Genomic DNA, 22,477 nt, shown 5'->3' on the forward strand with positions numbered 1-22,477 from the left:
CCACAAACTTGGCATGACCAAAGGAATTAACAGACATTATGTACGCTGAAGAAACCACCAACGTTGCCGCAATTAAAGACATTCGTGCTCGTGAGATTTTAGACTCGCGCGGTAACCCAACGATTGAAGTCGATGTTATCTTAGCTGACGGTACTGTCGGCCGTGCTGCTGCCCCAAGTGGCGCGTCTACTGGCTCACGTGAAGCACTTGAGCTACGTGATGGCGACAAAAACCGCTATATGGGCAAAGGTGTCAAAAAAGCCGTTGCCAACGTCAATAGCCAGATTCGCAGTGCGTTGATGGATAAAGAGGTCACCGAGCAGCAAGGTATCGATGATGCCATGATTGCGCTAGATGGTACAGAAAACAAAGACAGCCTTGGTGCCAATGCGATGCTAGCGGTGTCCCTTGCCACTGCAAAAGCCGCTGCCAAGTCACAAAGTTTGCCACTACATCAATACATCGCCAATTTGCGCAACCAGACGTCGTTGACCATGCCTGTACCCATGATGAACATCTTAAATGGTGGCGAGCATGCGGATAACACAATTGATATCCAAGAGTTTATGATTGAGCCAGTTGGTTTCACCAGCTTCTCAGAAGCATTACGTGCTGGCACGGAAATTTTCCACAGTCTAAAGTCCGTCCTAAAATCACAAGGCTTGAGCACAGCGGTTGGTGATGAAGGCGGCTTTGCTCCGAACCTACGTAGTAACGAAGAAGCTATCACCGTTATCATGCAAGCGATCGAGCAAGTTGGCTACAAAGCAGGCGAAGACATTCATCTTGCATTAGATTGTGCGGCTAGTGAATTTTATAAAGACGGTCAATATATCTTGGCAGGCGAGGGCAATAAAGCTTTTGATAGCCAAGGATTTTCAGACTATCTAGTCGGGTTGGCGCGTCAATATCCTATTATTTCTATCGAAGACGGTCTTGATGAATCGGATTGGGATGGTTGGAAATACTTAACTGAGCAGATTGGTGATAAAGTCCAATTGGTTGGTGATGATTTATTTGTGACCAATCCTGCTATCTTACAAGAAGGTATTGATAAGCATATTGCCAACGCGATTTTGATTAAATTCAACCAAATCGGTACCTTGTCAGAAACGCTAGATGCGATTTATTTGGCGAAGAAAAATGGTTATGCAACGATTATCTCGCATCGTTCAGGTGAAACTGAAGACAGCACCATTGCAGATTTAGCCGTTGGTACTGCTGCTGGTCAGATAAAAACTGGCTCACTATGCCGTTCGGATCGCGTGGCGAAATACAATCAGCTATTACGTATCGAGCAACAAGTACGTGCAAGCTACCGTGGTCGCGAAGAGTTTATCGGTCTACGTGGCTAATTAGCTAAGGTTAGGTTAGCTAAGGTTAGGCAATATGTCATTTTTGATATATTGTCTAGCAAGCTTAGCTGGTATTTATTTTATTATCTCTCTATCGTTTGGCCTATCACATGAAATACTTTAGCCAATTTATACTACTTGCTTTAGCCGTTGCGGTGCTGTTAGGACTGCAATATCAATATTGGCTGGGTGAAAATGGGCGCTTTGAGCATAATAAACTACTGACTCAGACTGAAGAGCAGCAACGCTTAAATGACAATCAAGTGGCCGCAAATAACTTATTACGTACTGACGTCTATGATCTAAAAAATGGACTTGAGGCAGTAGAAGAGCATGCGCGTTTAGACTTAGGTTTGATTAAGCCAAATGAGACGTTTGTCCAAGTATCAACCGCACCAACGACGCACAGTCGCTACTAATTTTTAACGCCATCGTAATGAGTGTTCATTGATAACGATGGCTTTGCTTTTCTCGAAACCGCTATTACTCCTCCTCTTAATACTCATGCCTTCCCAGCCATATCATCATGCAAGCAAACCCTAATTACTACTTTATGAACGCCACCTTATGAATACCACACTTAATATACATGCCATGATCGTCGCTGCTGGTCGCGGTAATCGTTTTGGTGCCTCTATCGCCAAGCAATATACTATGCTGCAAGGGCAGACCTTGCTACAGCACAGTGTGGCACGGCTTGGATGTAGTGCTTATATTGATAAATGTTTGTTGGTCGTCGCATCAGATGACACTACGGCACAGACATTGAGCTTTGAGCTTCCAATACACTATACTATTGGCGGCGCTGAGCGCTGGCAGTCTGTACAGGCGGGGGTAGAGGCGATCGTTAATACAGGTGCGGATGACTCAGACTTGGTGCTCATTCATGATGCTGCGCGTCCAGCAGTTCCAACTCATGATATTGAACAAGTCATTGAAGCGGCAATGCTTGAGCCTTATGGCGCTATCTTAGCGACCCCTGTTGCTGACACTCTAAAGAAATCCTACAAGCAATCCAGCGCTCACTCTGAGCTTATGCGTGATTCTCTAAACGTAAACAAAGACACGTCTAGCGCTTATGTTAAACAAACGATTGATCGGAGTAATATGTGGCAAGCCCAAACGCCGCAAGTATTCCGTTTAGGACAGCTAAGACAAGTATTGAAGCATGTGGCTGAACACAAACTCGATATCACCGATGAAGCCAGTGCATTTGAATACTTAGCACTGCCTATTCGTCTAGTGACTGGCAGTCGCCAAAACATCAAGCTCACCTATCCTGATGACGCTATCTTGCTCGCAGCGATTCTTAAAGCCCAGTCTTAGGGCATATCCTCAATTTGAAAAACCGCTATCTTAAAGCCTAGTTATTTTGATAAATATCAAAAAAATCTTCTCTTGATTGGCTTACCTTCACTACTTGTTATTAGTCCAAATCATTATGCTGGCATATTGATGAGTTTGCATAACGCGGCAAGTGATATTGTCATAAGTAGCATTCTGTACCAATCTTACAATCTAAATGAGGGTTCTATCATTAACTGATCACGTTTTTTTATCATTAACTTCCCGTCATATTATCTCCTTATGCTACCAATATTAAAAAATCATACCCTACATTCTCATTATGAATGAATATATTATATTATTTAGTATTACTACTTAATGATGTAATATAAACATATATTGATTTGATGACTAAACTAGCCTATGATGTAACCAACTTAATACAATTAATATAAACATTTATAAAATCAATAATATACCAAGTCAATTCGATGTTTTCGAAAGTCTTGTCTCTATGTTTTTTCTAAAGTTAGTATGGTTGTCTTAGCTACATTTACCTGAAAATAGGGGAAGCTGATTGTCAACAATCAATGATTCGACAAATCCAGTAACGACAGATCTCTGCCAACTTGTGTATTTGAGCCGCATCACGTCGACTGGTCTATCAAACGCCAGTACACTGAACGATATCGCAGAAGTCGCCAGCAAACATAATAAAGCTGATAATATTACGGGTATTCTTTGCTACGGCAATGGTTACTTTTTACAGTGTGTGGAAGGTAGTGAGCAAGCGTTAACTAATCTCAAAAATCGCTTGATAATGGATGATCGACATAAAGACTTAATCATTTTAGATTTTTCAGCACTGGAAGATCGTCGTTTCGCTGGTTGGTCACTGCGCTCGATTACTCTTGAGCGCTGGATGATTAAAGAGCCTAAGCTTAAGAAGTTTATGCCGTTTAAGCCTTATGCGTGGAGCACTGACGAATGGACGGAGTTTTTAGATATCTTGCAAGGTTATTATGAAAAGCATGTCAGCACAGGCGAAACTGACAGTCAGCCGATACAATATAGCACCTTAGGTTTAACCTTAAGTAAAGTTGTCGGACAGCACCAAGCCTTTTTCTTGATTCAGACCGTATTGGGCGCGCTCATTATATTGACACTACTTTGGTTTATGTTATCGGATAAGATTTTTTAGATTATTATTACTTTTTAAAACATCATAAATAAAGCGCTCATACAAAAAAGCCAGCAATGATTGCTGGCTTTTTTGCGATAGAAATTTGATAAGTCCCTTTTTTATAAGAATACACAGACATAAAAAAAGTCCAGTCACAATATATTGTGACTGGACTTTTTGATGGAACGCTTATCAGTCTTGTCTGATGCTTTGTAGCAAAAGTGCTAATAAGTGACGCCAAATAGTGGCGTCCCCAGGGGGATTCGAACCCCCGTTACCGCCGTGAAAGGGCGGTGTCCTAGGCCTCTAGACGATGGGGACTAGTAACACAACACCTCAGCTGCTTTCACCATTTATGCCGAAGTGGTGCGTATTTTAATGGCGTCTGCGCTTGCTGTCAAGCCTTTTTCTTCGTCTTTTTAATATTAAGTATCTTTTTTTGAGCGCACGGCGTGGATGTAAGTCATTACTTTTTAAATGATGGCGAATCCATAGAGACGTGCAAGCACTAATAGTTAAGGCGAGCAGCATATAGCCGATGATGGTGCCCCATAACTTAAGTTGTGGATCCATAATAAAGTCCCTCCTATTACGCCTTAACAGCAGCAGTGCTACTAATAGCAGCTATCAAGGCAGTGTGAGCAACTTAGACCATCTATAGGATATAACAGCGTCGTTTGGGAGTGAAATAGTGGCAAGCAAGTAAGCTACTAAGTCCCTTTAATAGTACTACATAAAGTCAGGAAGGTTTGTCAACTTACTGAAAGTGGTATCAATCATATCCCTATTGATTGTCAAATCAAGATGTCCAAGATGTCAAAGTCATCAAGTATTATAAATAGCACTATTACGTATGGTTGGCAACACAGGATATGTGACTTATGTATTATCGCTATCGCCCGATTCTTCTTTAGTGTCCTCATTATGCATCGCATTGGCCAGCATAGGATAATGGTTAAGTACATGACAGAATAGCTCGGCTGTTTTTTGGGTGTCATATAGTGCGGAGTGGGCATTTTTGCCGTCAAACTCAAGCCCTGCTGCTTTACAAGCGCGTGCCAGCACTGTCTGACCGAAGGCAAGCGCTGATAGGGTCACTGTGTCAAAGACTGAAAAATTATGGAATGGGTTGTGGCTTTTACTGTTGGTACGTAGCACGGCTGCATTTAGAAACCCTAAATCAAAATGTGCATTGTGTCCAATCAAGACACATTGACGGCAGTCTTCAGCACGGCGGACTTCTTTTAAGCCTTTAAAAATTCGGCGTAGTGCGGTTTTTTCATCTTCGGCAATGGCTTTACGCATCGGATTGTTGGGATCAATACCAGTAAAAGCAAGCGCGCTTGGCTCAAGATTCGCGCCTTCAAAGGGCTCGATATGAGCATTGAATGCCTCACCAGGATAAAACACACCTTGCTCATTGAGTAATACAGGAATGCAGGCAATTTCTAGCAAAGCATCCGTTTGCGCATTAAAACCTGCTGTCTCCACATCGACGACGACAGGCAGAAACTTGCGAAAACGGTCTTTCAAACCCATAGGCGCTTGCTCGTCTGCTGCGGTGTCTTTGATGTGAATAGTGGACGCGACATTGAGGCTAGTATCTACATTGCTTGATGGGTTGTCGTTCGGTAAGGCGGCATCGTTTTTAGTGGTCATATAAGGTTAAATCGCTTTTATCAGTCGTATTGTTATATTGAATTAGAAATGAGTATCCTATGAAATCAACCGCTCCTTCAGTACAAAGGTATTATTGATATCATAGGATAAAATAAAGAGGTTACTTTATAAGCACCATGTTTTATAAGTACTGTTTTTTATAAGTGCTATGCTTTACAAGTACTATGCTTTGATAGACCAAGGCAGCGTCTCGCCCGCCATAAGCGGGGTCAATGATGAGCCATCAAAATAAGGGTAGCCTGCGGGTACTTGCATAGGCGTTTTGATTAGGGTAATCGTGCTTTCATTGACTGGCAAGCCATAGAATTGAGCACCAAAGCGACTCGCAAACCCCTCTAACTTGTCTATTTTGCCAACACTATCAAAAGCGGTGGCATACAAAGGCAAAGCAGTTGCCGCACTATAGCAGCCAGCGCAGCCGCAAGCCGCTTCTTTTTTATCTGTTGCATGTGGGGCAGAGTCAGTGCCCAAGAAGAACTTTGGATTGCCACTGGTGGCGACATCTAATAAGACCTTTTGATGGCTTTCACGCTTGAGGATAGGCAAACAATAAAAATGTGGTTTGATGCCACCAACCAACAGATGGTTACGGTTAAACATTAAATGCTGCGGCGTAATGGTAGCGGCGACTTGGTTGCCCTGCGCCAATACAAAGTCGGCAGCATCACTGGTGGTAATATGCTCCATGACAATTTTCATGGTCGGAAATTTTGCGATAAGTTGGGCCATCACCTCATCCAAAAAGCGCTTTTCGCGATCAAAAATATCCACATGATCTTGCGTCACTTCACCATGCAATAGCAGGGGTAGGTTGTATTTTTCTAATGCTTCAAAGACATCCACGCAGGCATTGATATCAGTGACACCATCTGCAGAATTGGTCGTGGCACCAGCAGGGTAAAGCTTGACTGCTTGGACGAAACCCGATTGTGCTGCCATTTCGATATCTTTTGCCGTCGTTTTATCCGTTAAGTATAATGTCATGCGCGGGTCAAATGCAGCTTTGCGCTCAGCAGCCAAATCACTGGCTTGTAAATGCTGCATGATACGCGCACGATAGGCGCGCGCATCGTCGACGTTTTTGACCGGAGGCACTAAGTTTGGCATACAAATAACACGGTTAAAGCTACTGGCTGCATGCGGTACGGTAGTGGCTAATGCGCTATCATCACGAAGGTGAATATGCCAATCATCTGGCTGAAGGATGGTCAACTCTCTAATCGAATCAGTCATAATGTCGTCGCGCTCTGTATCATATTATTGGAGAATAAATAGGAATGATGCTATGTGGCTATAATAACAGATTTGTCGACGCGACTAAATAAGCGACTAAATAAGCGATTAGATATACGGCAAAATATCTGTACATCATCCATGGGTCATTGTTCAATCATCAGAATAAAGAAAGGATTATTCTGCAAATAATGCAGTGATATGATAGAGAGATTGACACCAAAAGCTAGCGCCTAGTGGCAGTTACACTTTTGCCGATAGTAAATATGATGTACACTGAGCAAGCAATGTATCTTTTGATTGATTCTTAGCGTCTTTTACCCTTAGCATAGTCCACACAGTCCATTCTCATAATAGGAGTTATTCATGGCTCAGCTTGATCCAAAAAATATTAATAAAATCGTACTGGCATATTCAGGCGGTCTTGATACCTCAATCATCGCTAAATGGCTACAAGAAACCTATGACGCCGAAGTGATTACCTTTACCGCTGATATCGGTCAGGGCGAAGAAGTTGAGCCGGCGCGTGCCAAAGCGAAAGCCATGGGTATCAAGCATATTCATATCGAAGATTTGCGTGAAGAGTTTGCTCGTGACTATGTGTTCCCGATGTTCCGCGCCAATGCCATCTATGAAGGCGAGTACTTACTTGGTACTTCTATCGCGCGCCCACTAATTGCTAAACGCTTGGTTGAAATTGCTAAAGAACACAACGCCGATGCCATCAGTCATGGTGCGACCGGTAAAGGCAACGACCAAGTACGTTTCGAGCTTGGTGCGGTTGCCTTGTCGCCAGATGTTGTCACCATTGCGCCTTGGCGTGAGTGGGATTTATCGAGCCGTGAAAGCTTGATGGAATATGCCAAAGAGCATGATATTGCCATCGATTATGCAGGCAACAAGAAAAAATCTCCGTACTCGATGGATGCCAACTTACTGCATATCTCTTATGAAGGCGGCATCTTGGAAGATCCATATGCCGAAGCAGAAGATGACATGTGGCGCTGGTCAGTCAGCCCAGAGCAAGCCCCTGATGAAGCCCAGTATCTAGAACTAGAATACAAACAAGGTGACATCGTTGCTATCGATGGTGAAGCGCTTAAGCCGTATGAAGTGATGATTAAGCTAAATGAGATTGGTGGCAAGCATGGTATCGGACGTTTAGATATCGTAGAGAACCGTTATGTAGGCATGAAGTCACGTGGCTGCTATGAGACGCCAGCAGGTAACATTATGCTAAAAGCACATCGCGGTATTGAGTCGCTAACGCTAGACCGTGAAGCTGCGCATCTAAAGGATGAGCTGATGCCGCGCTATGCAAAAATCATTTATAACGGCTATTGGTTCAGCCCTGAGCGTATGATGCTACAGGCGTTGATTGACAAATCACAAGAGTATGTCAACGGTACCGTTCGCGTGAAACTATATAAAGGTGCTGTGAGTGTCGTCGGTCGTAAATCAGACGATTCACTATTTGATGAAAAAATTGCTACTTTTGAAGATGATGCTGGTGCGTATGATCAAAAAGATGCCGAAGGTTTCATTCGTTTGAACGGATTACGTTTGGCAATCGAAGCCAGCCGTGGTCGTGATTTATCTAAGTAAGTTTTTTGGCTACTTATAGCCAATTAGGAACTTAGATCGCACAACAAAAAAGAGACTCTATGTTGATAGGGTCTCTTTTTTTATGGCTGCTTTTTTATGACTATCCGTGTCTACTCAGTTTTTGCAGTGTCTGCAATAACAGGCTCATCATCGTCTACTTTTACGATGGCCACATCTTGCTGCTGACGTTCTTCGAGGAGGTCTTGCTCTATGACCTCTTCTGTTGCAAGGATGGCACCATCAGATTTTTGGCTTTGATATTTGAGAGTGGCGAGCGCACCAAGAATACCGATGACGACAAGAATGATGAGAATAACAGGGTTTTTCCATAGCGGTGTTGAGGTCTCATACTCAATCGGTTTTTCACTGATCGTTGCCGGTGTGTTGTCGTTATTGCCACCGATCAGCCCCAAGCTAACCAATGGCGGTTTCGGGGGATTGGCAGGTTCAGAGTTTACGCGCAGACGGTTTCGGCTGAGATAGATATCCGAGATTTTAGCCAGCTGTAACAACCAGCGTTGGTGAGGTAACGCAATTGCCTGCATTTCTACAAACACCAACATATCGTTGTGACGGCCTTGCTGCAAATTATCAGGTGAGCGCCCGATGGCTTTTAGGTAGTTGCCAGTTGCCAATTGCATGTCTTGCACAGGATCATGATTTTCAGGTTTGAATGCCGTCAGCTCGTACCAGTAAGTATCAAAAGCTGGCGGGGCGCTTGGCAGCTGTTCCATGTTTAATAAATGTGGTTCTGTGCTATCTTGTGCATTTGGGGCGTTTTCGGCTGCTAAAGTGTTTGTCTCAATTGCTGCAAAACGTGTTGCGGATAAAAACTGTGGTTGTAGTGCAAACCACTTATTAATTTCATCATTATCGAGTTGACTGTATTCTGCCAAGATAGCCAGCTCACGGAGTACAATTACACACAAAGCGGTGAGTAAAATTTGTGCTTGTTGCGTCGTTGCATCAATCTTCTCAGCGATATGTTCGCTTGCCTTTATGACACGGGCATTATCGCTAAATACAGCATCTGCTGCATCGTGACGATGGTACATTGTGGCGCTAATGGTTGCAAAGTTCATTGAGTTATACTGTCGTAACTCTTTAACAGCACTACGACTAAATAGCTTTTTGCTGACTGATTGTCCCTGATAACGCTGCTGATAGGCGAGAAGCGCACTTACGATGGCTTGTAGACTGGCATCCATCCCTAAGCGAGCTTGTGGTAGAGAGAGCTGTGCAGCATCGGCCAAAAGTGACAGCATCGGCTGGGTATCATGATATAAAAAATCATACATCGACACACGTGTCGGTGAAATAGTCGTCATAATCTGCTAGCATCAAAAAGTGTGCCCCTATATTACGGTGCCAAATGTCTTGATACAATCCCTTGATAATAGAAATTTTCAATCATTTTGCTAATAACCTTGATAGTAATCTGATGAATGACTGATAGTCGGAAGCATTTATGACCAATAATAAGACGCTTGATAAACAACTCGTGATTAATATCGCTGAGCAAACATTAACGATGTACCAGCAGCAGACTGAGGTTGTGAGATACGTAGTCTCCACTGCAAAGAATGGTATTGGTAGTCAGCAGGATAGTGGTTGCACGCCGCTCGGGAAGCACGTGGTGGCAGAAAAAATAGGTGGGAGTGAGCCTATGAATGCTGTATTTGTCGGGCGTGTACCGACAGGCGAGATATACGATGCAAATCTTGGTGAGCTACATCCCAAGCGCGACTGGATACTGAGCCGTATTCTTTGGTTGAGCGGTCTCGAAGAAGGGTTAAACAAAGGTAGCAATAGCCAAGGTGGTTGCGATACTTATCAGCGCTATATCTATATTCATGGCACACCAGATACTGAATCAATGAGCATCCCGTTATCTCATGGCTGTATCCGTATGCGTAATAAAGATGTTGTAGAATTATTTGAGCAAGTGGAAGAGGGTATGCCCGTTACGATCGTTGCTGAATAGGTCGTGTTGCGTACAAATTTAGCCATGGCGCTGATAGACACTATTTAAATACGATAAAAAAATACAGCCTGTTATACAACAAGCTGTATTTTTTATGGAACGTTCTTATTTTATGAGAGTAGTGTCCGTCTTAAAAATAATATTACTACTACCAAAACGTTGAGCTGTCCGCAAATTTTGCTAAACGTGCGTCAATATGACTTTGGTCATCAGTCAGTATGGCTGCAAACCAACCCGCGCCATATAAAGCATTAGCATCTGTTGTTAATTTTAGATTGTAGAGCTGTTGATATTGATTATCATCGTTCAGTTGTTCTAACGCTTTTTGCGCTTTTATCAGCCGTTTTAGCCAACGTTTGGTTTTCTTCTTAGCTTTTTTCTTACTTAGTAAAGGTACGGAGAATTCACTGATGTAACGCAAATCTCTTAACTGATTGAGCAACTCGCTTTCAGGTTGGTCATTATCAGCGATGTCTTCGTCTACATCATCGCTCATAAGCTCGGTAACACTTACTTCGTCAGTTTTTTTATTGGTTTTAAGGCATTTTTTATATTGTTTGGAGAGGACTTTTTCCATCTTGTCGCGGGCAAGCTGATCAGTCTGAGGTTCAATGCTTGGGTCGCTCATGGTAAAGGCAATCAGCTCTAGCAAGGTTATTTGAAAATCATTAGCTTGCAGCGTATTAATGGGTGTAATTTTAATATTTTCGATATCTGTCGTCCAGTCAACGGCAGGCGCGCCACATGCTTGTAGCTCAGGTTCGATCTGTGCATTGATATAAGAAAGCTGATAATAATCGCTAAGTAAGTTCGCAGTTTGATTAAGTATCGGCAGCCATTCAGGGTTAATTTCATCGGAGAAGTCGACAAATGCTTTCAAAGCAGTACGCAAGCGATCAATACCAATCCGTAATTGTAAAGTATGATTATCATCTATGCTGCCAGCGACGATAGCACTACTATTTGGTAGTATCTGTAATAAGCAATTGTGTACTACCGCACGTATAAAGGCAGGTGCACTGCTGTCTTTGTCTATTTGCAATTGACTTAGGTTTGCGTTGACTGCAGGACTGTGGCTCTGCTCATTAATAAGTAAGCCGCCATTTTCGGCTTTGGTGACGGTAGATAGACACAGCTTATAGCGCTTGCACCATGTTTTGGCAGTCGTAAATAGAAAATCTAAATCTCCTGACACCAATTCAAACTCTATTTCTCGAATGGCTTTGCGCCGAGTTTCATCAGTACCATGAATAATTTCTCCCTGATCATAAGCCATTTCGATACCATTATCGGTTTCATCCTCATTACTTTCTGTTAGCAACCGCGTAGTGCGCTCGACGTCAGTAACATAAAGTCGTGTTAGCGTCTTTGTTAGCTTTTTGAGTTTAAAATCAGCCAGTGCCTCAGCGATTGGAGTGTCTTCATATATTGTCAAATCAGGCATCAGCTCATTCTTATCGAGCATCGCTTGTACCTGTTCATTATCCAATACAACATTATGCTCTAAGCGCGCCGCAATCCCATCACCACCCGCTTTGATAGTCTGTACCCATGTATCACCTTCTTTGCGAATGCGCAGGCCGATACTTGCTTGTGCAAGCTGCTGGTCAGGCGTATCGTAATAGTGTGCCGCCAGTTGCAGTACTTGTGACGATTTAACGTGCGTTTGACGCATCAAACCTTTTAACCGCGATTCTGGCACCAAAAACTTCAGCTCTATTTCTTGCATCGTATTTTCCTAGTCAGGTAATCAAATTTCGATAATCATAGTCAGGTATTAGTGGTTCGATAATTATAGTTCGAGAATCATAGTCAACTAACTAACATCGTATGAAAGCTGCCTCACAATGACAAGTGAAATTTTGACAGTTTGCATGCGTTTTATGCTTAGCAATATACTTTTGGCAAATAATCATTATAATCAAGGCAAGGAATTAAACAAAAGTAAGATAAAATGGAGTTACAGCGATGAAAACGAGACTAAAAAAGACAGAGGCTTTCTCTGTAAGGCAAACCTTTAAATCAAACACGTCAGCATCGGATTACAGTGACTCCATCTTCCAAACTGCAAACTGGGTTAAAGTATGTAGCGTTATAGCCTTGACTGCTATTATCGCTAGTGGCTGCAGTCAACAAAATGAGGAATATGAATCAGAACAAAGTAGCGCTGAGACCGAATATGTGGCTACGGAACAAGCGATTGAAGAGATAGCGGATCAGGGTGCTGATATATCAGATACCAATAATGAAGACTCACCTAAGTTACAAGTACAAAACCTATCTAATGATAGTGAGCAAACCCTTAATAGCCAAGCGGCTGATATCAAAATAGCGGGTAAGACCTTACTTATCAACGCGGCAGCTGACTTTAAAGTAGAGGATGTGGTAGAGAGTAGTAGCGCTATTGAAAGTTTAACCTATCAGCAAAAGGGTTACGTTGCATCAAGTCATATTAGCAATCGAGAGCGCGATAATCGTGGTTTTGTGCAAGGGGATAATAATATTGTTTTGACAACCTATTATCGACAAGCTGAGATGACCGTACGTATCCCTAGACAAAACGTGAACAAGTTCCTAAAACAAGTACAGCAGCAAGTGGCTTTTTTAAATGAGCAAGAGTTCTCAGCTCAAGACGTCACTTTGGATATATATCGTGAGCAACTGGCAAGTAAGCTCAATAGCGATATGGCAAAGGATCTCAGTCAAGAACGGCTTGATAGCAAAAATGATAAAGATCAAACCAGTAATGTCGATACGATCACCGCCACCTATGCGGCTCGGCAACAGCAGGAATATGCGCAGTTAGAGCAAATGAATATTGCGGATAGAGTGAAATACAGTACGATCAACTTAACCTTTACGCAACCAGATATTAGCTATAAAGAAACGACGCAAAATATAGATCTACTGATAGAAGCTGAACGTCCAAGCTTTAGCACACAAGTGGGTCAGGCATTCAAAGAGGGTTGGGAGATGTTAAGAGAAGTCGCCATCACTTTGATTAGACTATGGTGGCTTGCCGTATTAGTAGGGGTGTTTTATATGGTTTATAGACTTATAAAAACACTGTATCGCACATTTCGTAGAAGTACTAGGCGTATGAACCACGCCAAGCTCAACGCAAAACGTAGGTCTGATATAAAAGCTAAGGGCAATAGCCATACTGATGACCGCCATTCTAACGATTAAAGCGCGTTTTCTATCGAGAGTCAGTTTTTGAGATGCTTGTTATTCAACTGAGTTTTTGATTGTATTCTTTCTAATGGGTAACATCTGCCCATAAAAAAGCCGCCCTACATGATGTAGGGCGGCTTTTTCTATAACTTTTACTGATAAAAACTACTTACAAAGTGTCGGTGATTAGAACTGGTTCATTGTGTTCTTGCCGCCGCCAGCTTTCAGAGCATTATCGCCTGAGAAGATTTCTTTGTGATCATCGCCAAGGTCAGAACCTGCCATTGCTTGGTGCTTAACACAAGAGATGCCTTCACGGATTTCTTTACGTTGTACGCCAGCAGCATAAGCAAGCATACCTTCTTCACCGAAGTAGCCTTTAGCAAGTTCATGAACGCTAAGAGCAGTCGTGTGGTAAGTCGGTAGAGTGATTAAGTGATGGAATACACCAGCTTCACGTGACGCGTCTTTTTGGAAGTTTTTAGCCGCTTCATCAGCTGCTGCATCCAATTCAGTACCGTCATAATCAGCGCTCATCAAGTCATTCTTGTTGTATGCTGAAACGTCTTTACCAGCTTCTTCCCACTCTGCAATAACTTGCTTACGAAAGTTTAGCGTCCAGTTGAACGATGGGCTGTTGTTATAAACCAGCTTCGCTTTTGGTTGCTCTTCTTTAATACGATCAACCATCATTTTGATGTGTTCAACGTTTGGCGTAGGCGTTTCGATCCATAGTAGATCAGCACCGTTTTCTAGAGCAGTTACGCAATCAAGTACAACGCGATCGATATTGGTGTCTTCACGGAACTGATATAAGCCGTTTTGCAAGCGAACAGGGCGTACTAGTTTGCCGTTGTGCTTAAGCAAGCTGTCGTTTTCTAGAGCATCTTCTAGCGTTACTTCTTCCATTTCGATAAAATCGATATATTTAGAAGCAAGATCGCCTGGCTCATTTGATACTGGGATTTTTTGCGTAAGTGACGCGCCTTCAGAATCAGTACGAGCAACGATAACACCGTCTTCAACACCAAGCTCTAAGAATGCATAACGAATAGCATTGATTTTTGAGATGAAGTCTTCATGCGGTACAGTTACTTTACCAGCCTGATGACCACATTGCTTAGCATCAGATACTTGGTTTTCAACCTGAATAGCACAAGCACCAGCTTCAATCATTTGCTTAGTTAGCAAGTAAGTCGCTTCTTCGTTACCAAAACCAGCATCGATATCAGCAATGATTGGCACAACATGCGAATCAAAGTTTTCGATTTTTTCTAGAATGGCTGAGGTGTCTTGACCCGCTTCTTCAGCAGCGTTTAGCTCACGGAAATAGTCATTCAATACTTTAGCATCAGCTTGACGTAAGAACGTATAGATCTCTGCGATTAGCTTAGGTACTGACGTTTTTTCGTGCATTGATTGATCAGGCAAAGGACCAAACTCAGAGCGTAATGCTGCTACCATCCAACCTGATAGATAGATGTAAGTTTTAGCAGTAGTACCAAAGTATTTTTTCTTAGCATACATCGTTTGTTGTGCAACAAAACCGTGCCAAGCACCTAGAGACTGAGTGTACTGAGACGTATCGTTGTCATAGTCTTCCATGTCTTGGCGCATGATTTTTGCAGTATACTTTGCAATATCTAAACCGGTTTTGAAGCGGTTTTGTGCCATCATACGTGCAGCATCAGTTTCGCTGATATTTTGCCAGTTACCGTGTTTTTGCTTTAATTCACGTACTAGATCGATCGCTGACTTATAAACAGTTGACATATATAGTCTCCTTGGTGGGGTGTAAAAACGATAAAAATTAAGTGATAAAAAATGATTACGACTGTCTGTTATTAAAAGAAATAAAATAAGATTTTATTAACGTTATCGACATCTAATAAGAATGGACATCACTAAAAAGGATGGATGGTTATATTCGCCAAAAATAAATGTCTATCAAACGTAGCTCCACTTACCCTAAACAAACCTATCTATAAACACAAGGAATTTGCTGAACTCAGCAGTTGACAAATTATCTGGTACAGGGCGATAGCTTTGCGCTCACTCAGTATGTTTTATAGACTGCCAAAACAATTATAGAGTTGTGATTTCATAATTGGCGATGAGAGGTGTTACAATAATCAATGATGCTGTCGTCCAAAAAATATAATCGTCTAAAAGTTAATTTAGTAGTATTGATGGTCAATTCATTATGTTTTTCTATCGATATAGACCATTAAAATATAGTGTTTGTCAGTCAGGCTTATAATCAGCATCTCAACCGACAGTTTCTTGCTTACATGATGACTTGTCTGTGTCACTTACTATAACTGCCTTACCAAGATTTATCTAATTTATGATAGTTATCTTGGGTATTTTATTTAGTTATAATATATAAAAAACAATGTCTTATGACTGCTGGTTTGCGTTATAATTGGCAAATACTAGAAAATCTTAATCAAAAAAACAACGATATTGTGCGGTTCTAGAGAATAAATCTCTATGACAGCATTAAAAATACCAATATTTAAAATGGTATTTATTCTAAGGCAAAGAGAAATATATATGAATTTGCAGCGGGTTGATTTAAATTTATTGGTACATTTAGATGTATTGTTACGAGAAAAAAACGTGACACGTGCTGCCGAGCAGCTTGGCATTACTCAACCTGCTATGAGCAATATTTTACGGCGTTTACGTAAACTATTTAACGATCCATTACTGGTACGTTCCTCAGAAGGCATGACGCCAACCGAGCGCGCGCTTGAGCTACAGCCCCGTATCCGCGAGATATTGGCTGACTTGACCCAAGTTCTAGAGCCACGTACCGAATTTCGCCCTTATAGTACCTCACGTGTCTTTCGTATCATGACCTCAGACTATGCAGAGGCGACCTTAGTACCCAAACTGGTAAAAGCATTACGGTCTGAAGCACCCAATGTCATCTTGGATTTCTTGACGCCATCTGATGTCTCTTATCGCGATATGGAGCAGGGGCGCGTGGATTTGGCCATCAACCGCTTTAATGAAATACCACAAAGCTTTCATCAAGTGCTCGTGTGGCGTGATACTTTTAGCTGTTTGTTGTCTTCTGACAGCCCTTATGCCAACCGCTTCAATCTCAAAAATTATCTAAAAGCGCAGCACGTTTGGGTGTCCAAAACAGGGATGGGTGTAGGGTTTGGGGTCAACCCAGAAAAATCTGGCGGGTTGGGTTCTATCGATCAAGCACTGCAACGTTTGGGACAAAAGCGCCAAATCAGCGTTTTTACCCGTCATTACCAAATGCCGGCTATGCTGGCGGCCAATAAAGATTTGATCGCGACATTGCCCACCCGTGTGGCAAAAATGCAGGCCAACAACGACAGTATAAAGATGGAAGAACCACCATTTTTTATCCCTGAGTTTGAGCTAACCATGGCGTGGTCACCTTTATTACAGCATCATCCAGCACATAGATGGTTGCGCCAGCTTATCATGCATGTGGCACGTCAAATCGTTGACGAAGAAGAAAATCCACCGCAAGATATTCCCATTATTAATCATTTGTTTTAATTGGTTTTTAAGCAATTATGCAATTAATATAGTCAGTTATTGAACTCCTCAGAATACCGTCATCGAGCTCGTATTTAGTACAGACCATGAACCAGCCTTACAATTAGGCTGGTTTTTTTGTTTAGTTTTTCTAAAAATTATTATTCAATATTTAATTATTTATTAATAAGATAGTCACACTATTAACATCTTCAACACACTTCACAATATATTGTAAAACTCTTCGCTGATTACCTTGTTATTATAGCTGCAGATGGAAGACGACTTACCGACATGTCGTTCTATCAGCGTGACAACTAAATAATTACAAGTCACGACTACACTAAAAGTCACGACTATACTAAATATATAAAATTCAAATATATAAAACCAAATAACAAGGGCAGCAATTATGTCAGACATTACTACTATCAACCCAACCACGGGCGAAGAGATCAAAAATTACGATTACATGAGCACGGATGAGGTCAATAAAATTGTTAATGCCTCACACAATGCGTTTTTAGAATGGCGCAAGGTGAGTCACGAAGAGCGTGGTCGTGCCATCAAATCTATCGGTGATAAGCTGATGGAATATAAAGAAGAGCTGTCTAAGCTAATGACCGAAGAGCGTGGCAAGCTTTATAGCCAGAGCTTACAAGAGTTGGATCTGTGTAAAGCAATCTGTGACTATACGGCTGAAAATGGTGTTGCTTCTTTAGCGGACGATGTACGTGATATCGAAGGCATGAAAAAAGGTATCGTTTCATATCAGCCTATCGGTATTATCTACGGTATGCAGCCTTGGAATTTCCCAGCATATCAGGTATTTCGCTATACCATTGCCAACTTGATGGCAGGTAACAGTATTTTGCTAAAGCATGCGTCTAACGTGACGGGTTCAGGCCTATTGATAGAGAAAATACTTCACGAATCTGACTTGCCAAGCGATTTGTTCCGCACTATTATCATTGATCATGATCAATCAGAAGCGTTGATTGGACACGACAAAGTACGCGGTGTGACATTGACTGGTAGTGACTCAGCAGGTGCTATTGTTGGACAACAAGCTGCTAAAGCGATCAAAAAGGCTGTACTAGAGCTTGGCTCAAATGATGCATTTATCGTATTAGAAGATGCTGATATAGAAGTGGCAGTAGAAACTTGTGCTCAAGCTCGCTTGATTAACAACGGTGAAACTTGTGTGGCTGCCAAACGCTTCATCGTCGTCGATAGCGTGTATGATGAATTCCGTAAGCGCATCGTCGAAAAGTTTGAAGGCACAAAAGCTGGTGACCCAATGGATGACAGTTCAGACATCGGTCCTCTAGCACGTATAGATCTACGAGAGCAGCTCCACGATCAAGTAGAAAAGAGTGTGGCTAAAGGTGCAACCATCGCTGTTGGTGGTACAGTTCCTGAAGGTAAAGGCAGTTTCTACCCAGCAACCATTCTAGAAAATGTGCAAAAAGGTCAGCCTGCATATGACGACGAATTGTTTGGTCCTGTCGCGTCACTCATTCGTGCCAAAGACGAAGAAGATGCTATGCGTATTGCCAACGACAGTCGCTACGGTTTAGGTGGTGCTATCTTCTCTAAAGATGAAGAGAAAGCCATTCGTTTAGCACGTGAGCAATTCGACACAGGTATGATTTACATCAATGGTTACGGTCTTGCCAATCCTGCACTGCCTTTTGGCGGCGTGAAAAACTCAGGTTATGGTCGTGAGCACGGTGGCTTTGGTGTGAAAGAGTTCGTCAACATCAAAGGTGTTCATGTATTTTAAGAATGCATACCAACATGCTTATGATCATTTATATTTTTAAAATATAAATGATCGTTAGATAAAAAAAGCCCAGTTACTCGTTATGAGTGACTGGGCTTTTTATCGTGTTATAGTCAGTGAAAAGCAATATCGATACATCACGTACTGCTGATATCAATTTTTCTTGCTTGCTGTGCCTGTGCAGACAGAGGCTGCAAAAAATTAATATCAGCAGTAGCGTAGCGTTTTTGGGGTATTTTGACCATATATAAATTGCGTTATAAAAAAATGACTCAGAAAACTGAGTTTTTTATACGTCTATAAATAGTTGTAGAGGCAACGCTGGCAAGTAAGTTGTGGCCTTTGACGAGATGTTGTCCACTTCCAGCGATAACACATTTTTTGCTAACAGTAAAATCGTCCACGGCAGTAGCTGGTGTTCAAGCTTCTGTACCCGTGACTGTAAGCTTTCTGCTGTGTCATTGATATTGACGTTCAATACCGCTTGGGTTAACACTTGACCTGCATCAAGCTCAGCGGTGACGACATGGATACTACAGCCATGATGACGTTCACCCGCTTGCAACACTCGTTGATGAGTATCTAACCCCTTATAAACAGGCAGCAGAGAAGGGTGAAGATTGATCATCGGTGCTGGCGCATTATCGATAAATGAGCCGCTCAGCACTCGCATAAATCCAGCCAAAACAATTAAGTCAGGTTGCCACGCCGTTAATTGGGCACTAGCATGGCTCTCAAAGGTTTTAATAGCCATGCGCTTACCGCTATCAGTGTGCGATAACACAGCGGCAGGTATGTTGGCTTGCTCAGCACGCTTGATAGCGTAGGCATCTTCACGGTTGCTGATGATACCTACTATTTCAATCGGTAGCGCGCCTGCTTGCATCGCATCTATTAAGATTTGTAGATTGCTACCACTACCTGATACTAGCACGGCAATACGTAACGGCTTGATGGGTTGGCTTGATTGATCAAGGGACATTAACGGTATACCACTGCGTCGGCTTCACGATTGATCATCTCACCCAGTTTCCAAGCATTCTCACCAGCATCATTTAATGTTTCAATTGCCTTGTCAGCGTGCTCTTTAGGTACGACAATCACAAAGCCTACGCCGCAGTTAAAGGTGCGGTACATCTCACTTTGCTCAATATTACCTTGGGTTTGCAACCAAGTGAACAGCTCTGAAAACTGCCAGCTATTGGTGTCGATGCTAGCGGCTAGCGTTTCAGGCAATACACGCGGTAAGTTATCCGTTAAGCCACCACCAGTAATATGCGACATAGCATGGAGGGCTGAGCTGCCAAGGGTATCTTGTAGGGCTTTAATGGCTTTGACATAGATGCGTGTCGGTGCCATCAGCGCGTCTTGAATAGATTGACCGTCTAACTGCTCATTGCTGCTAGTGACATCAATACCGCTGACTTCGATGACTTTACGCACTAGTGAGTAGCCATTAGAATGCGCGCCACTTGAGGCAAGAGCGATTAAAACATCGCCTTCTGCGACATTTTCGCCAGTGATGACTTCCGCTTCTTCGACCACGCCCACACAAAATCCAGCAAGATCGTAATCATCGTCTTGATACATGCCTGGCATCTCAGCGGTTTCGCCACCGATAAGTGCACAATTAGCCAGCTTACAGCCTTCGCCAATACCAGTGACGACAGTCGCCGCTACGTCAACATCAAGCTTGCCTGTTGCATAGTAATCTAAAAAGAATAAAGGCTCAGCACCGCACACCAATAAATCGTTGACACACATCGCTACCAAGTCGATGCCGATCGTCTCATGACGATTCAGCTGTAAGGCAAGCTTGAGCTTGGTACCGACACCGTCAGTACCAGAGACTAATAAAGGTGAGGTGTAACCTGTTGGAATACGGCACAATGCGCCAAAACCACCCAACCCACCCACGACTTCAGGACGAGTCGTGGCTTTTGCTACGGACTTGATTCGCTGCACCAATGCATCACCTGCATCGATATCAACGCCGGCATCTTTGTAGCTTAACGAAGGCTTGTCACTCATAGTCATCTCACAGTTGGGGAATATAATTAGAATTAAAAGGTAAAGTAATTGATTATGCAAAAATCAAGGTTATAAGGTTTGAAGATAGTGGGCGCATTATACCTAATAATAGACCTCACTCGCAAAGCAACTTGCCAATATTCGGCTAAGATTAAAGATAAGCGGTAAATTAAACGCTAAGAAACAAAAAATGACTGCTTTTTTTATCTACTCTGCGATAATAAAGTACTTAGAATCAAAGCACTTAGAATTTATAGACGTAAAGATAACCAGACAGTTATTTGGTAGCAATAAAATTGCCTTTTTAACGCTAAGTTATCGATATCAGTTTACTTGTAGGATAGCCCTTAATGATCAACCAATCGATTGACCCTTTTTTTCGGCGTTTATTTATCGTCGTCGCGCTTATCATCACCTTCGTTTTGCTGTATTTAATGCTACCAGTCATTCTGCCGTTCGTTTTTGCTTTTGTGCTCGCTTACTTATTCAATCCGCTGGTCAAGCGTCTCTCGAAATACATCAAACGCTGGATAGCCATTATTATTGTCTATTCTACCATTACCTTGGGGATGGTACTGCTGCTTTGGTGGTTGATACCAACATTGTGGCATCAGCTACAAGCGGCTTGGGAATATTTGCCTAAAGTGTTGAGCTGGTACAATGAAGTAGTACGCCAGTGGTTGATCGCCAATACTAATATCCGCTTGCCCCTACTAGAAGCGAAGGGCGTTTCTGAAACGTTGGTTGAATACCTGCAAACGCACTATAAGTTCTCTGATGCCAGCTCGATGATGAGTCAAGTGCTTGCTTCGAGTATGAGTTTTATCAATAATGCAGGATTGATTGTTTTAGTGCCCATTTTGACCTTTTATTTCTTGTTCAATTGGGACAAACGCCTGCAGATGTGGAAGATGGCGATTCCAGCACCATACTGCAAAAAAGTCATTGGTATTGCCCAAGAGTGTGATCGGGCATTGATGGCGTTTATCAAAGGTCAGCTGTTGGTGATGGTCTTATTGGGTGCCATTTATGCCGTACAGCTACAACTTATTGGGCTGGAGCTAGGTCTTATTATCGGGATGGTGGCTGGTATCGCCAGCTTCGTACCTTATCTGGGCTTTGGTATTGGTTTTATCGCGGCAATTATCGCTTGTTTGTTCCAATTCGGCTTAAATTGGACATATCTGTCATTGATCGTTGGTGCATTTTTAGTGGGACAAGCCGCAGAGGGCTATATCCTACAGCCTTTATTATTAGGTGATAAGATTGGATTGTCACCATTATGGGTCATATTCGCGGTACTAGCTGGCGCGAGCCTATTGGGTTTCGTTGGTATGCTTATCGCGCTACCAGTATCCGCGGTCATTAACGTATTATTCCGCCATTTGTACAGTTATTATCTCTCTACAGATTTTTATAAAGGTCGGAAGCAGTTGGTGTTATTTAAAAAATAATGAACATCTTGTCATTGAAAGTTGATAAATTTATTAGATAATAAGCATGAAATTTGGGCTTGATGGATGATGACTGACAAAGCTTAGTAAGTAAAAGACTTGTCAGTCATTTTGCAAATATGTTATATATAGGCGCAGTAGTAGCGGTAATAGCCGTTACTATGATGGTTTTGATAAGCG

18 protein-coding genes and 1 tRNA gene are annotated in these 22,477 nt (G+C 42.3%); 10 read left to right on the forward strand and 9 right to left on the reverse strand.

Features of this window, described 5'->3' with window-relative positions; genetic code table 11:
• Positions 1–38 precede the first annotated feature (38 nt).
• From eno to AAEY72_RS09820, 4 genes are all read left to right on the forward strand, one after another.
• On the forward strand, positions 39–1,355 hold the full coding sequence (eno, locus tag AAEY72_RS09805) for a phosphopyruvate hydratase (protein WP_194619129.1): 1,317 nt from the start codon (positions 39–41) through the stop codon (positions 1,353–1,355).
• Between the two features lie 110 nt (positions 1,356–1,465).
• Positions 1,466–1,774 (forward strand): FtsB family cell division protein, encoded by a 309-nt coding sequence (locus tag AAEY72_RS09810; protein WP_352310375.1) that lies wholly within the window; start codon positions 1,466–1,468, stop codon positions 1,772–1,774.
• 148 nt (positions 1,775–1,922) lie between these two features.
• Positions 1,923–2,681, forward strand: a complete 759-nt coding sequence (ispD, locus tag AAEY72_RS09815; protein WP_352310376.1) for a 2-C-methyl-D-erythritol 4-phosphate cytidylyltransferase — start codon at positions 1,923–1,925, stop codon at positions 2,679–2,681.
• 538 nt (positions 2,682–3,219) lie between these two features.
• The gene (locus AAEY72_RS09820; RefSeq protein ID WP_352310377.1) at positions 3,220–3,843 is read left to right on the forward strand and encodes a BLUF domain-containing protein; all 624 of its coding nucleotides are present in this window, start codon (positions 3,220–3,222) and stop codon (positions 3,841–3,843) included.
• Positions 3,844–4,070: 227 nt separating this feature from the next.
• Here the strand turns inward: AAEY72_RS09820 and AAEY72_RS09825 are convergent.
• The 4 genes from AAEY72_RS09825 to pyrC all read right to left on the reverse strand — a co-directional run bounded on the left by AAEY72_RS09825 (position 4,071) and on the right by pyrC (position 6,738).
• Positions 4,071–4,146: transfer RNA gene (locus AAEY72_RS09825), tRNA-Glu, on the reverse strand.
• A gap of 54 nt (positions 4,147–4,200) precedes the next feature.
• Positions 4,201–4,398: a hypothetical protein gene (locus tag AAEY72_RS09830; RefSeq protein ID WP_141629673.1), complete on the reverse strand. Its 198-nt coding sequence runs from the start codon at positions 4,396–4,398 to the stop codon at positions 4,201–4,203.
• 306 nt (positions 4,399–4,704) lie between these two features.
• Positions 4,705–5,364: a ribonuclease T gene (gene rnt, locus AAEY72_RS09835; RefSeq protein WP_352310402.1), complete on the reverse strand. Its 660-nt coding sequence runs from the start codon at positions 5,362–5,364 to the stop codon at positions 4,705–4,707.
• A 303-nt stretch (positions 5,365–5,667) separates the two neighbouring features.
• Positions 5,668–6,738, reverse strand: coding sequence for a dihydroorotase (gene pyrC, locus AAEY72_RS09840; RefSeq protein WP_352310378.1), 1,071 nt, complete (start codon positions 6,736–6,738; stop codon positions 5,668–5,670).
• 366 nt (positions 6,739–7,104) lie between these two features.
• Here pyrC and AAEY72_RS09845 point away from each other — a divergent pair, with 366 nt between their 5' ends.
• Positions 7,105–8,343 (forward strand): argininosuccinate synthase, encoded by a 1,239-nt coding sequence (locus tag AAEY72_RS09845; protein WP_352310379.1) that lies wholly within the window; start codon positions 7,105–7,107, stop codon positions 8,341–8,343.
• 110 nt (positions 8,344–8,453) lie between these two features.
• Here AAEY72_RS09845 and AAEY72_RS09850 read toward each other — a convergent pair whose 3' ends face one another.
• Complete coding sequence (locus AAEY72_RS09850) at positions 8,454–9,671, reverse strand: hypothetical protein (protein ID WP_352310380.1); 1,218 nt, start codon at positions 9,669–9,671, stop codon at positions 8,454–8,456.
• A 140-nt stretch (positions 9,672–9,811) separates the two neighbouring features.
• Here AAEY72_RS09850 and AAEY72_RS09855 point away from each other — a divergent pair, with 140 nt between their 5' ends.
• Positions 9,812–10,327, forward strand: coding sequence for a L,D-transpeptidase family protein (locus tag AAEY72_RS09855; RefSeq protein WP_352310381.1), 516 nt, complete (start codon positions 9,812–9,814; stop codon positions 10,325–10,327).
• Between the two features lie 148 nt (positions 10,328–10,475).
• Here the strand turns inward: AAEY72_RS09855 and AAEY72_RS09860 are convergent, their stop codons facing one another.
• Positions 10,476–12,056: a CYTH and CHAD domain-containing protein gene (locus AAEY72_RS09860; RefSeq protein ID WP_352310382.1), complete on the reverse strand. Its 1,581-nt coding sequence runs from the start codon at positions 12,054–12,056 to the stop codon at positions 10,476–10,478.
• Between the two features lie 239 nt (positions 12,057–12,295).
• Between AAEY72_RS09860 and AAEY72_RS09865 the strand changes: the two genes are divergently transcribed.
• Positions 12,296–13,516, forward strand: a complete 1,221-nt coding sequence (locus tag AAEY72_RS09865) for a DUF4349 domain-containing protein (RefSeq protein ID WP_352310383.1) — start codon at positions 12,296–12,298, stop codon at positions 13,514–13,516.
• A gap of 171 nt (positions 13,517–13,687) precedes the next feature.
• Here the strand turns inward: AAEY72_RS09865 and AAEY72_RS09870 are convergent, their stop codons facing one another.
• Positions 13,688–15,274 (reverse strand): isocitrate lyase, encoded by a 1,587-nt coding sequence (locus AAEY72_RS09870; RefSeq protein ID WP_189580155.1) that lies wholly within the window; start codon positions 15,272–15,274, stop codon positions 13,688–13,690.
• A gap of 783 nt (positions 15,275–16,057) precedes the next feature.
• Here AAEY72_RS09870 and AAEY72_RS09875 point away from each other — a divergent pair.
• Together AAEY72_RS09875 and AAEY72_RS09880 are read left to right on the forward strand one after the other, a co-directional pair.
• Entirely contained in the window at positions 16,058–17,047 is a 990-nt protein-coding gene (locus AAEY72_RS09875; protein WP_010196381.1) for a LysR family transcriptional regulator, read from the forward strand.
• Between the two features lie 391 nt (positions 17,048–17,438).
• Positions 17,439–18,812, forward strand: a complete 1,374-nt coding sequence (locus AAEY72_RS09880; protein ID WP_352310384.1) for an NAD-dependent succinate-semialdehyde dehydrogenase — start codon at positions 17,439–17,441, stop codon at positions 18,810–18,812.
• A 289-nt stretch (positions 18,813–19,101) separates the two neighbouring features.
• On the opposite strand, the gene purN is transcribed toward AAEY72_RS09880, so the two are convergent.
• Together purN and purM are read right to left on the reverse strand one after the other, a co-directional pair.
• Positions 19,102–19,794 (reverse strand): phosphoribosylglycinamide formyltransferase, encoded by a 693-nt coding sequence (purN, locus tag AAEY72_RS09885; RefSeq protein ID WP_352310385.1) that lies wholly within the window; start codon positions 19,792–19,794, stop codon positions 19,102–19,104.
• Positions 19,794–20,843, reverse strand: a complete 1,050-nt coding sequence (purM, locus tag AAEY72_RS09890; protein WP_210540210.1) for a phosphoribosylformylglycinamidine cyclo-ligase — start codon at positions 20,841–20,843, stop codon at positions 19,794–19,796. The genes purN and purM overlap by 1 nt, the downstream gene beginning before the upstream one ends.
• 350 nt (positions 20,844–21,193) lie before the next feature.
• Between purM and AAEY72_RS09895 the strand changes: the two genes are divergently transcribed.
• On the forward strand, positions 21,194–22,297 hold the full coding sequence (locus AAEY72_RS09895) for an AI-2E family transporter (protein ID WP_010196390.1): 1,104 nt from the start codon (positions 21,194–21,196) through the stop codon (positions 22,295–22,297).
• Positions 22,298–22,477 lie beyond the last annotated feature (180 nt).

The organism is Psychrobacter sp. W2-37-MNA-CIBAN-0211 (assembly GCF_040309405.1).
GTDB lineage: Bacteria > Pseudomonadota > Gammaproteobacteria > Pseudomonadales > Moraxellaceae > Psychrobacter > Psychrobacter glaciei.